Annotated in this window: 11 protein-coding genes; 1 reads left to right on the plus strand and 10 read right to left on the minus strand. The window is 43.5% G+C overall.

Annotation, left to right across the window (positions count from 1 at the left end):
* Nucleotides 1–2: 2 nt before the first annotated feature.
* The 8 genes from C505_RS0102510 to C505_RS0102545 form a co-directional block, all read right to left on the minus strand.
* Nucleotides 3–974 carry an ABC transporter permease gene (locus C505_RS0102510; protein ID WP_018691024.1) on the minus strand — a complete coding sequence of 324 codons (972 nt, stop codon included), beginning with the start codon at nucleotides 972–974 and terminating at the stop codon, nucleotides 3–5.
* Between the two features lie 2 nt (nucleotides 975–976).
* Nucleotides 977–2,104: an ABC transporter permease gene (locus C505_RS0102515; protein ID WP_018691025.1), complete on the minus strand. Its 1,128-nt coding sequence runs from the start codon at nucleotides 2,102–2,104 to the stop codon at nucleotides 977–979.
* A gap of 5 nt (nucleotides 2,105–2,109) precedes the next feature.
* Complete coding sequence (locus C505_RS0102520; protein ID WP_018691026.1) at nucleotides 2,110–3,648, minus strand: ABC transporter ATP-binding protein; 1,539 nt, start codon at nucleotides 3,646–3,648, stop codon at nucleotides 2,110–2,112.
* Nucleotides 3,649–3,838: 190 nt separating this feature from the next.
* Nucleotides 3,839–4,840: a BMP family lipoprotein gene (locus C505_RS0102525; RefSeq protein ID WP_018691027.1), complete on the minus strand. Its 1,002-nt coding sequence runs from the start codon at nucleotides 4,838–4,840 to the stop codon at nucleotides 3,839–3,841.
* A 187-nt stretch (nucleotides 4,841–5,027) separates the two neighbouring features.
* Nucleotides 5,028–6,233, minus strand: coding sequence for an L-2-hydroxyglutarate oxidase (lhgO, locus tag C505_RS0102530; RefSeq protein ID WP_018691028.1), 1,206 nt, complete (start codon nucleotides 6,231–6,233; stop codon nucleotides 5,028–5,030).
* Between the two features lie 63 nt (nucleotides 6,234–6,296).
* Nucleotides 6,297–9,434, minus strand: coding sequence for an efflux RND transporter permease subunit (locus C505_RS0102535; RefSeq protein ID WP_018691029.1), 3,138 nt, complete (start codon nucleotides 9,432–9,434; stop codon nucleotides 6,297–6,299).
* Between the two features lies 1 nt (nucleotide 9,435).
* Entirely contained in the window at nucleotides 9,436–10,539 is a 1,104-nt protein-coding gene (locus C505_RS0102540) for an efflux RND transporter periplasmic adaptor subunit (RefSeq protein WP_018691030.1), read from the minus strand.
* 237 nt (nucleotides 10,540–10,776) lie between these two features.
* Nucleotides 10,777–11,088 (minus strand): hypothetical protein, encoded by a 312-nt coding sequence (locus C505_RS0102545; protein WP_018691031.1) that lies wholly within the window; start codon nucleotides 11,086–11,088, stop codon nucleotides 10,777–10,779.
* A 96-nt stretch (nucleotides 11,089–11,184) separates the two neighbouring features.
* On the opposite strand from C505_RS0102545, the gene C505_RS23395 reads away from it, so the two are divergent.
* Nucleotides 11,185–12,003, plus strand: coding sequence for a hypothetical protein (locus C505_RS23395; protein ID WP_018691032.1), 819 nt, complete (start codon nucleotides 11,185–11,187; stop codon nucleotides 12,001–12,003).
* A gap of 7 nt (nucleotides 12,004–12,010) precedes the next feature.
* Here the strand turns inward: C505_RS23395 and lnt are convergent, their stop codons facing one another.
* A complete protein-coding gene (lnt, locus tag C505_RS0102555) occupies nucleotides 12,011–13,579 on the minus strand; it encodes an apolipoprotein N-acyltransferase (protein WP_018691033.1) in 1,569 nt (522 codons plus the stop codon).
* Nucleotides 13,580–13,725: 146 nt separating this feature from the next.
* Nucleotides 13,726–14,595, minus strand: a complete 870-nt coding sequence (gene corC / locus C505_RS0102560; RefSeq protein ID WP_018691034.1) for a CNNM family magnesium/cobalt transport protein CorC — start codon at nucleotides 14,593–14,595, stop codon at nucleotides 13,726–13,728.
* Nucleotides 14,596–14,600 lie beyond the last annotated feature (5 nt).

Here is a 14,600-nt window from a genome sequence, read left to right on the forward strand (position 1 = left end):
TTTTATCGCTCCTTCACATAAGGCGTGCCAACCGCTTTTGGCGCAATCGCTTTCCCGATAAAGCCAGCTAATAAGAACACCGTTAGAATATAAGGTGCCGCATTAATCAGCTCAACTGGGATCGCAACACCATCTGCGATTTCCACACCTTGCAACCGCACGGCTGCCGCATCCAGGAATCCAAACAATAGACATGCAAGCATGACTGGAACCGGACGCCACTTACCAAAAATAAGTGCAGCCAAAGCCATAAATCCTTTACCGGCTGTCATATTCGCGATAAAGCCTCCGGTGAGTGCTGTGGAAAGATATGCACCTGCAAAGCCACACAGGACACCACAAATCAAAACCCCACGGTAACGCAACCATGTGACGCTGATCCCTGCTGTATCAACAGCAGATGGGTTTTCACCCACAGCACGAAGGCGAAGGCCAAAGCGCGTTCGGTAGAGTACCCATGCAGACAAAGGTACAAGTGCGAACGCTAAATAAACAAGAATATTATGTCCACTGAGTAACTCAGAGTAGACATGCCCAATCACAGGCACATCTGCAAGTTCCTGAGCAAACGGAAATTCGATCGGTTTAAAACGCTCAGCGTCTTTCAACTGAGGTGTCTGGCCACCTTGTTGGAACCAGTAACGACCAAGAGTGACTGTTAAACCTGCAACAAGGATGTTAATCGCAACACCACTGACAACCTGATCACCACGGTGCGTAATACACGCAAAACCATGAATGAGCGCAAAGAATACAGATGTTGCAATACCCGCGAGTAGGCCACACCAGACACTACCTGTCACGGAAGAAGCTGCCGCCGCTGCAAATGCAGATGCCAACATCTTCCCCTCTAAAGAAATATCAACAACCCCAGCACGCTCAGAGAACATGCCAGCCAGCGCAGCAAACAACAATGGCGTTGCAACACGAAGTGTTGCATCAAGCATAATGATAATCGTATTAAACCATTCCATTTTTATGCCTCCGCTGAACCATTTTGATTATTCGAAGCACGCAACTTTGCATACAACATCGGGATTTTCACAATTTGCGGTCTGAGCATATGCTCAAGCGCGCCACTAAACAGGATCACTAAACCTTGGATCACAACGACGATTTCGCGGTCAACGTTTTCGAAATCGAATGCCAAGTCAGAACCTCCTTGATAGAGACCACCAAAAAGTAAGCTCGCCAGAATGACACCAATCGGATGATTACGCCCCATCAACGCAACAGCAATCCCTGTAAATCCATATCCGGCAACAAAATCAAGTTTCAACTGATGGCTCACGCCCTGTACTTCATTGATTCCCATCATGCCGGACAAGGCACCAGAAATCATCATGGTCACCACAATCACTTTGACATGACTGATCCCTGCGTATTGCGCAGCATTACGATTAAAGCCAACAGAACGAAGCTCATAGCCCCAACGTGTATGCCACACATAAATCCAGACAAGAACACACGCAATCAATGCAAAGAAGAATGAAAGATTTAGCGGCGAGCTTCCAATACTGACACCAATTGCAGCCATCATATCTTGGAATGAAGGCAATTGTGATGCTTCTGGAATTGCAGAGCTCACAGGTGCCATCTGTCTTGGATCCTTCATGACATTCACTAATAGGTAAACCATTAATGAGGATGCTAAGAAGTTAAACATGATCGTCGTAATGACGATATGACTACCCCGCTTTGCTTGAAGATAAGCAGGTATAAATGCCCATGCAGCACCAAAGAAAGCAGCACCAAGAATACACAGAGGCATCAAAATAAAGAGTGGGAGCTGATCACCAAAACCCAGGCAGACGAGAACAACACCCAGACCACCAAGATATGCCTGACCTTCACCACCAATGTTGAATAGACCTGCATGAAATGCAACTGAAACCGCAAGACCTGTAAAAATCAGGTTTGTTGTGTAATAAAGCGTATAACCAAGCCCTTCTGAACCAAAGGCTCCTTTGATCATCACTTCAGCCGCTTCAATCGGATTGATATCGATCATGACAAAAACGATTGCAGAGACTAAGAACGCCAATAAAACGTTAATCACTGGAATTAAGGCGTAATTTACCCAGTTTGGCATCGACTGATTCATTTCAATCAGTTCTCCTGTTGATTATCTTCATTACCAGCGGCATTTGCCATCATCAAACCTAAAGTCAATTCATCTGCATCTTTCGCAGCGACTTCACCTACGATTTGGCCGTCAAACATCACGACGATTCTATCTGCCAGTGCCATGATTTCTTCAAGCTCTACAGAAACAAGCAGAACCGCTTTACCCGCGTCACGAAGCTTGATCACTTGCTCATGAATAAACTCAATCGCGCCGATATCAACCCCACGGGTTGGCTGACCAATCAAAAGTACGTCTGGGTTTTGTTCCACCTCTCGAGCAATGATCAGCTTTTGCTGATTACCACCAGAAAAGTTGGCTGATTTCAGTTCAGGCTTTGGCGGACGCACATCCCAACGTTGCATTTTCTCAGCACAATCCTGTTCAACTGCTTTGAGGTCCATCAGGATTCGGCCGTTATAAGTTTTGTCGTTATGGTAACCAAGGATCGCGGCTTCACTCGCTGTCATCTTTGTCACCATCCCCATCTTATGACGGTCTTCAGGTACATGCGCAACACCAAGCTTACGGATCTTATCTGGTGATATTGGATGCTCTGGCGTGATGGCTTCTTTCGCGAATTGAATCTTTCCAGCCTGAATCGCGGTGATCCCCGCAATTGCTTCGAGTAATTCAGATTGACCATTCCCAGAAACACCTGCGATACCAACGACTTCACCAGCCTTAACTTCCAAGCTTACGTTATTCACACGTGGAACATTTTGATGATCAATCACACTCAGATTTTGAATGCTGAGCAAAGATTCTTTTACTTCTGAATCAGATTTGTCGACTTTGAGTCGGACTTTACGGCCAACCATGAGCTCTGCCAGCTCTTCACGTGTTGTTCCTTTAGTCTTTGTGTGAGCAACCATCTCACCTTGACGCATCACTGATACATTGTCTGTGATGTCTAAGATTTCTTGTAGTTTGTGAGTAATGAGGACAATCGTCACACCTTGTTCTTTTAGGATATTTAAAATTTTGAACAGGTGTTTTGTTTCTTGAGGAGTCAGAACGCCAGTTGGCTCATCGAGGATCAGGATCTTAGCGTCACGGTAAAGGGCTTTGAGGATCTCCACCCTTTGCTGTAAGCCAACTGATAAACGTTCAACGATAGCGTCAACATTGACCTCAAGAGAGAATTCTTCTTCCAGCTTCTCTAATCTTTTTCTTGCTTTGCCTAGACTCTCATTAAGCATCGCGCCATCTTCCGCGCCGAGCAAAACATTTTCAAGTACGGTGAAGTTTTCAACCAACATAAAGTGCTGGTGAACCATACCAATACCGGCAGCAATAGCATCACATGAGTCGTTAATTTTAAGTGCATTGCCATTCACGAGGATTTCGCCATTATCTGGCTCATAAAATCCATAGATAATAGACATCAGGGTTGATTTACCCGCGCCGTTTTCACCCACGATACCGTGAATGGTACCCTTCGGTATCTGCAAACAGATATTCTTGTTCGCATGAACATCGCCGAAGCTTTTATTGATGTTTTTTAACTCTAATGCGTACATACGGTATTAAACTTTCCTGCTTTTTGTTCTTCACAAAATGAGTTGCATCTCGCCACAACGAGCAAACCATTCGGTACGAACAGCAAAAATATCGATTGATGACTTTTGTTTCAAAAAACGAACCGCAAAGTCACTGAGCGAAAAAGGCTTCCCAACGGGAAGCCTTTTTCATCAAAGCGATGATATCGCCTTATACGTTACAAGCGCCAGTGCTCATGAAGTCATGAACTTTGATCTCACCAGAAATGATTTTGGCTTTTATTTCGTTCACTTTCTTTTCGTCTTCAACTGTAACTAACTTACGATTATGCTCGTCAAGTGCCCAATCAACACCACCTTCTTTTAGGCCAAGCTGTTGAACACCAGCACGCCATGCACCTGTTTGTGCATCTTCGTAAGTTTTATAGGTTGCAACACCAACACTCTTCACCATTGACGTTAGCATTGTACCTGGCTGAACGTGGTTCTGGTTGGAGTCAACACCGATTGCAAGTTTACCTTCGTCTTTTGCTGCTTGGTAAACACCTAGACCTGTACCACCAGCTGCTGCAAAGACAACATCTGCGCCTTTAGAGAACTGGCTTTTTGCAAGCTCTGCACCTTTTGCAGGGTCGTTAAACGCTGTTGGTGTAGAACCCGCCATATTGACAAAAACTTCAGCTTTCTTTTGCACATACTTCGCACCTTGCGAATAACCACATGCAAATCGACGGATAAGTGGAATATCCATACCACCGATAAAACCGACTTTGCTTGTTTGGGATTTCATTGCCGCCAAAGCACCAATAAGGAATGCGCCTTCGTGCTCTTTAAACACAATGGATTGAACGTTTGGCTGGTCAACTTTTTCATCGATAATTGTGAACTTCACATTTGGAAATTCTTTGGCAATTTTTTCGACCGAAGATGCCATTGTAAAACCAACTGCAACAATTGGTTGGAATCCACGCTTCGCAAGCTTTCTCAAGCCTTGCTCAATCTGAGCATCATTTTTTGGCTCAAATTCGCGTACTTTAATCCCTTTGTCCGCTTTGAAAGGTGTGACACCATTTCGGTAAACAGCTTCGTTGAATGATTTATCAAATTTACCGGCCTGATCGTACACTACGGCTGGTTTGAAGTCGGCTGCATACGTTGATGAAACAGACATCGCGACACCGGCAGTCACTACAGATGCAATCAGTTTTTTCATGTCTTTTTTGCCCTTCGAGTATCTTCATTGCTAAATTTCACCGAATAAACCGGCAAAAATTGGGCGTATTATTCCAAAATCCGCTTCAAAGATAAATGCAAAATCGCACTTCATGGGCTTTTTTTATGAAATTATTATGAATTCAGATCAAGCAAATCCATTATCAACACATGAAATTAACAATTATCTAACCATCAAGCCAATTTTTGGCGGCTTTCGACATAATATAGGCACCAATGGGAAATGCTGATGTTGCTGCTGGGGATGGCGCATTTCCAACGTGGAGTGTTCGCTTTGTTTCAAAAAAGTGGAAATCCTGCATGAGTTGTCCATCTCGTGAAATTGCCTGAGCACGGATCCCAGAAGGAAATGGCTTCAAATCTTTGAGTTGGATATTTGGACAATATTTTTGTACTTTCTTCAGATATAAACTACGAATGTAGCTATGAAGTAGCTCATCAACACCAGGGAAGAGGTTTCGTGATAGCATCTTCCAAAAGCCAGGGTATCGAACCATATCCAATACATCACTGGGTGAAATATCACATTTACGATAACTTTCCCGCCCATAGGCCAACATCGCATTGGGGCCTGCTGTCACAGAGCCATCAATCATCTTTGTCAGGTGCACCCCTAAGAATGGCAGGCTTGGATCAGGTACTGGGTAGATCAAATGCTGAAAGCGCGCATCAAATTGTGGAGATAAGCGATAATACTCACCCCGAAAAGGTACAATCTGAAAGTCAGGACGCTCACCCATCATTCGAATAAGTCGATCTGCCATGACCCCACTACAGCTAATTAGATAGCGGCATCGCAATGAATGCTTTTTGGTATCAAGACGTATTTCTGTTGCGGTCTCTTGGATTTGAACAACCTCGGCATTGAGCTGGAGTGTCCCACCACTTTCGATAAACTCTTTCGCCAATTGTTCTGACAAAGCTTGATAATTTACAATCCCTGTTTCTTTGACATAAATGGCTGCGCACCCATCTATATCTGGCTCTCTCTCTTGTAGTTCTTCTCTGCTCAGCCGGATCACATCCAGTTTGTTTTCCAAACAACGTTGATACAAAGCTTCCATTCGTTGAAGTTCAACTGTATTTGTTGCAACAATCAACTTGCCACATTGCTCATAGGGCAAGTGGTGCTCCTGACAATAATCAATTGTTTTTTTCAGCCCTTCCCGACAAAAATTTGCTTTTAAACTTTGTGGTGGGTAATACACACCCGCATGGATCACACCCGAGTTTCTTCCGGTTTGATGCAATGCAACGCCAGACTCTTTTTCCAGAATAAGAATCTTTAAATGCGGATAGTTGAGTTGCAGTTGTCGTGCAGTCGATAAACCGACGATGCCTGCACCAACAATACAAATATCGTAAGTGCTCATGGTACTCATTTCATAAGCGCGCCCAAATGGGGCACGCCATTTTATTGATAGATTGTTTTTTATTTATGATTGAACTTCTTCAGCTGTCGATCTTGACGACTTAGAAAAGTGCTCCCGCATGGATTGCATCATTACAAATAATGAAGGGATTAATAATAGCCCGATAAATGTGGCAAATATCATTCCTCCAAGCACAACCCAGCCGATTGTCATTCGGCTAGCTGCACCCGCACCCGAGGCAAATGCAAGTGGCAATACCCCCAAGATAAACGACAGTGCCGTCATCATCACCGCACGGAAACGAAGTCGAGCCGCTTTCTCTGCTGCATCAACAATCGACAAGCCTTTTTCGCGCTGCTCTTGTGCAAACTCAACAATTAAAATCGCACTCTTACAAGACAAACCAATGAGCATCACAATCCCGATTTGCGCATATAAATCATTATTAATGAATGGGAACAACATTACAGGTACCAACGCACCAAACATGGCAATCACAACAGATAAGACAACCGCCGCAGGCATTGTCCAGCTTTCATACTGAGCAACGAGGAATAAATAGGCGAAAATAAATGCCAGTGAGAAAATCGCAACAACGTACTTCGCAGCTTCTAGCTCCTGAGACGAAGTTCCGGTCCACTCAATCGTATAGTCTGTTGGCAGTGCCTGCTTTGCAATATTCTCCAATTCTGTCAATGCTTCACCCGTACTCACCCCTTCACCAGGATTACCTTGGATTGCTGCTGTTTGCCGCATATTGTAACGATTGATGACTTGTGGTCCTAATATCGGCTTGATTTCCACTAACGTACTGAGTGGCACCATTTCATTGTTTTTATTACGAACATGCAGCCGCTCTACATCTTGTATCGTCCTGCGATAGCTTGTTTCGGCCTGAATGATCACCCGATAAACCTTGCCGTACAGGTTAAAGTCGTTGATATAGGAGGACCCCAGATTTGCCTGAAGCGTTGTAAAAATTTCAGAAATTGAAATCCCAAGTGTTTCTGCCTTCGCTCTATCCACATCAATAAAGTATTGTGGGACATTCGCTGAATACGTACTAAAGACTGTCTTTAACTTGTCACTTTGGTTTGATGCATAAACAAGACTTCGCACAGCCTGCGCTAGTTCCTGCGGTGACTTACCAGCCAAATCGATAATTTGTCCTTCTAATCCACCGCCTGTTCCTAAGCCCATAATCGGTGGCAACGGAAAGACAAATGCCTGTGCTGATGGAATCGTCGCAGCTTTTGCATTTAGTTTTCCAAGAATGTTGTACCAAGCTAGCTCCTGAGAGGTTCGTTCTTCCCAAGGGTCAAGGATTGGGATCAGCAAAGCTGCATTAGATGCCGCACCACCCAAAATGGAAAAGCCAGAGACTGAGATCACATCAGAAACACCTTCGGTTTCCAACATCATCTGAGTCATTTGTGCAACAACCTCTTCTGTACGATTGAGTGAAGCACCATCTGGTAGCTGAACATTCGCCATAAAGAAGCCATTATCTTCCATCGGTAAAAAGCCTGAAGGCGCATTTTGGAAAAGATAATAAGTGCCCCCACAAAACCCGACCATCACAACCAGTGAAACCCGAATATTTCGTGTAAAGAATCCAGCAACACCAGCATATTTATCACGGGTTTTATCGATGCCATTTGCAAAGACCTTCAGCAATCCTTTCGCTTCGCCGCTTTCTTTGTTCAATAAAATTGCAGAAAGTGCTGGTGAAAGCGTTAATGCATTGATGGAAGAAATCGCAACTGCAACACTGATCGTCACAGCAAACTGCTTATACAGTTCACCGGTGATGCCAGGCATAAACGCAACGGGCACAAAAACCGACATTAAAACAAGTGTTGTGGCGATTACAGGACTGAAGACTTCTTTCATTGCAACAGTTGCCGCTTCAACTGGAGGAAGGTTCTCCTCCTTTAAATGACGCTGAACATTTTCCACAACAATAATCGAGTCATCCACCACAATCCCAATGGCTAATATCGTCGCGAATAGAGAAATTGTATTGGCGGTATACCCAAGCGCATACAAAATCGCAAAAGTACCAATCAAGGAAACCGGAATTGCAATCGCAGGGATCAATGTAGAACGCCAATCACCTAAGAATAGATAAGTGACAGCAACAACAAGAATAAAGGTGATAAACAGTGTTTCGATGACTTCACGTACAGAAGATCGGACATATTTAGTTGTATCATGCAGCACATTGTACTTCACCGTTTTTGGAAAACGCTTCGAGAGTCTGTCCAACTCAGCATGCACCGCATCAGCTACATCTAAAGCATTTGCCCCAGGTGACTGATATACAGCAATTGCCGCCGCCGCAGAGCCATTCAATTTACTCGTTGCACTATAGCTTTGTGAGCCTAACTCGAGCCGAGCAACATCTCTAAGTCGAAGGTATGAACCATCTTCATTCGCGCGAATGATGATATTTTCAAACTCTTCAACACTGACTAAGCGACCTTTTGCCTGAAGGGTATATTGAAACTGCTGATTGTTGTCAAAAGGTGGTTGACCCAATTGTCCAGCCGATGCTTGAATATTCTGTTGCTGAATAGCGTTACGAATATCACTCGTTGTCAGCTTAAGCGATGTCATTCTATCTGGATCAAGCCATACACGCATCCCATAATCCTTGGCACCGAATTGACTCACACCACCCACACCGTTAATTCGAGAAAGCTGATCCTGAATATAAATCGATGCATAGTTACTCAGATAAACATCATCAATTTTGTCATCGTCAGAGTAAAGGTTGATCACCATCAACATGTTAGGAGAACGCTTCTCTGTTGTGATCCCCGCTCGTGTCACATCCGATGGCAACTTCGCAGTCGCTTGCTTCACACGGTTTTGAACTAACACCGAAGCCATATCCGGATCGGTTCCAACTTCAAAGGTAATCGAGAGTGAATAACTGCCATCATTCCCACTGGTGGAGGACATATACATCATATTCTCAACACCATTGACCGCAGCTTCAATGACAGCAGCGACCGACTGTTCAACAACTTCCGCACTGGCACCAGGATAGCTCGTCGAAACCTGAATCATCGGTGGTGTAATATCAGGGAACTGATTGACCGGGATCGCCCGGATAGCAAGTGCACCCGCTAATACAATCAACAATGAAATGACGATTGCAAATTTGGGGCGATGAATAAAGAAGATAGAAAACATATTATTTCGCCTCGACTGGATTCACTTGACTGCCGGGGCGTACTTTTTGTAGCCCTTCAACAATGATCTTTTCCCCTTCTTTTAATCCTGAATCAATCGCCCACTGCCCTTCATGCTGAGGTCCGACATCAATCCGTCTCGTCTTCACCGTATTATCGCTCTCAACAACCAATACAAAATAACCCTGTTGATCTTTCTGAACTGCTGACTGTGGTATCGAAGGACGCATGATTTTTTCTTTTGAAGTCACAACGACCTGGACAAACTCACCTGGTAATAGAATTTCTTTTTCATTCGGAAAAACCGCACGAACTAGAATTGTATCTGTGGAAATATTCACAGATGTATCGATATAATCAAATTCGCCTTTCTGTTGGTAAAAAGTACCGTCAGAGAGTTTGAGAGTTGGCGCTACAGGTGGATTTTTTAAATCAATTCCTTTGCGTCTTGCTTCGATCATGACCTTTTCGCTGATTGGCATGTTCACATAGATTGGATGCATGCTAGTCATTGTCGCCAATGGTTTGCTTGTACTGCTGACAAGGTTGCCAGGGCTATATTGCGAGCGACTAATTCTGCCTGTGATTGGCGCATAAAGCTTGGTATAACTTAAATCAAGTTCAGCGGACTTCAGCTCAGCTTCCGCTTTAAGCACATTGGCCTGAGCTATCAACTCATTCGCTTCAGCCTGATCTAAATCTGCCTGAGATGCAGCGCCACGCTTCTTGAGGTTTTTTTGACGCTTCAAATCAGCTTTTGCTTTTTTTAGTGAAGCTTTTGCACTGGCTAAATCTGCTTGGCGTTGTTTGACTTTGATCTCATATGTATCTGGCTCAATATCGAATAATAGCGTTCCTTTTTCTACCATTGCTCCTTCTTGGAAATGGCGTTTTGCCAGATATCCACTGACGCGTGGCAAAATATCAACTTTATTTTGTGCTTCAACACGGCCAACGTATTCGAAGCTTGGCGTCACATCCTGTAGTTTTACTTTTTTGACGATAACGCTGGGCAAGGTTTTGGATTGTGACTGCGCAGATACTTCTGTCACAAACAAGCTCAGTAGGAAAATGAAGGTTTTGGTGATTGGAGTTTGTCTCATCATGGTCACTCTAATTATTTTGTGAAAGCGCAATCCACAAAAAACACGAATTGAAGGTGTGTACCTTATGCTTTTTTATGGGTTTCGAACATCGGAAAATTGTCTTGAAATATAGACGAATTTCTTTGGTTCGCGAGCGTAATGTACTTTTTCCATGCCTTGGTTACAAGCTGATAACTAAAAGAAAACAGGAAATAATGTAATTCTAAATGCATAATGCACAAGTGATTCGTTATCTAGCTACTTTGCTAAGTTAATCACACCTATTGTCAGTGCAAAACTGATGAATTTACTAATAACGACAAGCAAAAGTAAATCTGGGTAAACAGGTGCGCGACTATATTTTTTCAAGTAGTGAAATAAAACAAAAATTGATGCTAACCAGGTCAAAAAGCCGGGAATCAATGGGATAAGTCGAACAGCAGCAGAAGCTCCGCAGGCAGTCAATGCTTCTTTAAAGCTGAGCCGAACAGCTGTAACTCGCCCCGCGACCAATATCGCTGCTGCTGTAATCAATATATCAATGAGCGCAGTCATAATGATTGATAGCATTCTTTATCCCTATTCTTTCATAAAAGTTTCATTTAAAACCAAGCGTGGTATCCGTTTATTGTAAATGAACAACCAAATTTTAATTCGATTGCTTTCATGATGATTTCATATTTTACTGGCCTGAAATTCGACAAAGACAAACTGGCTTCCTTCCAGGAAGCGTTTTATCAAAAAACAGGTGAAAAAAGTGTCGTATTAAAAAGTGGGTTGAGCGTCCTGAAGTATTACCGTCAGTTTCCGCCATTATTCGAATCTTGGCCCATCTACTTGCGTGAAGATCCTGCCCAAGATCACCTCACAAATTTATTATTTACTCTCTACCCACAATACTTTTTTGTACTTGTTGTTCGTGGCCGCTTAGTTGGTTATGTATCAACGGCACCCATTTATGTTGATCCGGAGTCGAACCATTTACCCAATGAAGGATACACATGGGCAATTTCTCATAGTCTTCGTCACTTTTTTCAGCGTAAAAATACTTTATGTGCCCTTGCTGCACTCATTGATCCATGTTTGAAGGGAGCTGGCCTTAGTCATATGATGGTTGCTGCATTAAAACTTATAGCTCAAACGTTCGGTTATTCACGCTTGATTGTTCCTGTTCGCCCAATCCAGAAATCCCAATTCCCCCATGAATCAATGACGGAATACTTAACGCGCCAGACACCGGAAGGTAAACCTTTCGATCCTTGGGTTCGTACACACCTTGCAAGTGGTGGGATCATGCGAAATACATGTGAATTGTCAATCACGGTCCATGCTGATATCCAACAATGGGAAAGCTGGAGCGAGCAGCCATTACTGTCCGAACAAGTCACCTTGAAGGGAGGGTTGGCACCTTTACAAATCAACAAAGATGCCAATATTGCTACCTATCGAGAACCCAATATCTGGTTTGACTATGAGTTATCTTAATCGGGATTTAAAGTGGCAGAACTTGAGAACGAGCAAGACGCTTCTCTCTTAAAAAGCTCAGTAATCCAGAAGTCCCCATCAACAGCGCTAAGATCATCAACGGTGTATTGCCATACTTCCAATATACGGTTTGACCACGGACACGGTCTACCGTTGTTTTTAATACAGCATCTTCGAACTGTGGGATCTGTTTCACTATCTGTCCTTGCGCGTCAATCACCGCAGTGACACCATTATTTGTTGCTCGCAGCATTGGACGGCCATATTCTACCGCTCGCATACGCGCGATATCCAAATGTTGGTTCGGCCCAATTGAGTCTCCAAACCAAGCGTCATTACTCACCGTCAGGATAAAGTCAGTTTCTTCTTTCAGTGATGCAGCAATCTGATTGGTGAACGCAACTTCAAAACAAATTGCAGGCACAAGGTTTAGGCCATTCGCAACCAAATTGGGCTGTACGAAGTCTCCACGCGTGAATGATGACATTGGTAAATCAAAGATAGGAGCAAGCTTTCGTAAGAATGTCTCAAAAGGAACAAACTCTCCAATAGGTAACAAGTGATGTTTATAATATCGATTCGGATGATTAAAATAATATTGGCCGCTCTCGTCTTTCTGTTCTTTTTTTCCAACGACGACCAAGGCATTATAAATCTCTTTTGTGCGCCAGAAATAACTAATGATCCCAGAGATCAATGCTGTGTTATTATTGGCAGCCGCCTTATCCAAATTCTCTAAGAAATCCTGTGCTGAAGGCTCTAATGCTGGAATGGCAGCTTCTGGCCAGATGATCAGATCTGTTTCCGAGAAATGTGGGCGCGTCATATCCATATACTTTAACATCGTGGACCATTCTTTTTCCGGGATCCAGCGCATCTCCTGTGGAATATTACCTTGGACCAATAATACTCGGCTTTCCCCTTTTTTATATATACCATTGCCTTGTAACAGAAAAAGGCCGCTAAAAAAGACCACACATGCAACTAATGGACGCCATTGTTTTTGCATCATGGCTACTACCATACAAGAAGCAAAAAACATTAACATAAACATCAGACCGGTTTCACCAATCAGGCTTGCCAATGGATAAAGTGGTCCATCGGTTTGGCTGTAGCCTAGAGATAACCAAGGAAAGCCAGTAAATAACCAACTTCGGATCCACTCAACACCCCACCAGATTGGTGCTGTCATCAATGGCCAGTACCGCGTAGGGAATTTAGTCAGTAACCAGCCAAAAACGAGTGGAAAGAGGGATAGATAAGCCACGAGTAATCCAATCAAGCTCAGGGAACCAATTAGAGGTAAGCCGCCAAAAGTCGCAATACTCACGTGTACCCAAGAAACACCACCCGAAAACCAACCAACACCAAAGATAAAGCTGATTTTTTTCACATGTTTTGTAGTTTCTGAATTCGCTTTCGCATAGGCCAACAGCAAAAGAAACCCGCTCAATGTGGCAAAAGGGATCATCCAAAAATGATATGGAGCATAGGAAAAAGTATTGAGAAAACCAAGAATATATGCGGTCAGACTCAGGCCTAATGCAGTCCGATGGCGTAGAAAAAACTGATTCATGTATAACGTCTGGCTCTTTTCGAGATATTATTCGTCGATGCGTTAGGCGAACTATACCGCAGGATGGCAGATGTCCCAAAAGATTTTTCAAAGTACTCAGGGAACACTGAGTACTTTGAGCGATAAGAAGAAATGAAAAAGAGTACTTAAACGGTTTCTTCTTCTTTTGGTAAGACGACTTGTAATTGTTGAATTCGGCGAGAGTCAGCGCTGCTGACTTTAAATGTCAAGTCACCCAACTCGATATTCTCTCCTGCCGAAGGCATGTGTCCAAACGCATGCAATACAATCCCACCGATTGTATCGGCCTCTTCTTCGTCGAACTTTGTCCCAAAGAACTCATTGAATTCATTGAGCGGTGTCAAAGCCTGTACAGAAAATACGTTTTTAGATAGACGTTTAATATCTTCCTGATGACGCTCTTGGGTATCGTGCTCATCTTCGATTTCTCCGACAATCTCTTCAAGAATATCTTCAATCGTCACTAATCCAGATACTCCCCCATATTCATCAATCACAACGGCCATGTGGTATCTTTGCTGTCGGAACTCACGTAGCAGCGAATCAACACTTTTACTTTCAGGAACAAGAACTACAGGACGGATCACGTCTTTCAACATGAGTTGGGCGTCTTTTTGTTGAAAGCCATATGCGAGCAAATCTTTTGCCAGTAAGATCCCTTCAACATGATCTTTGTCTTCAGTGATGACAGGAAAGCGGGAATGGGCAGATTCAATTACCAAAGGAATGAAATCTTCCAGCGACTGATCGATATCAATAGTGACCATCTGAGAACGTGGGATCATAATGTCGCGAACTTTCATTTCGGACACGCTTAAGACGCCTTCAATCATCTCTTTGGTTTGCGGATCGATCAGATCGCGCTCTTCTGCATCTTGAATTAAATCTACGAGATCTTCTCTATTTTGCGGCTCCCCTTGGAAAAGTTGGCTGAGCTTATCTAGCCAGCTTTTATTGGAGGAACCGTTGGTAGAGTGAGGGTTTTCGTCGCTCATGAGAT

The organism is Algicola sagamiensis DSM 14643 (assembly GCF_000374485.1).
Lineage (GTDB): Bacteria > Pseudomonadota > Gammaproteobacteria > Enterobacterales > Alteromonadaceae > Algicola > Algicola sagamiensis.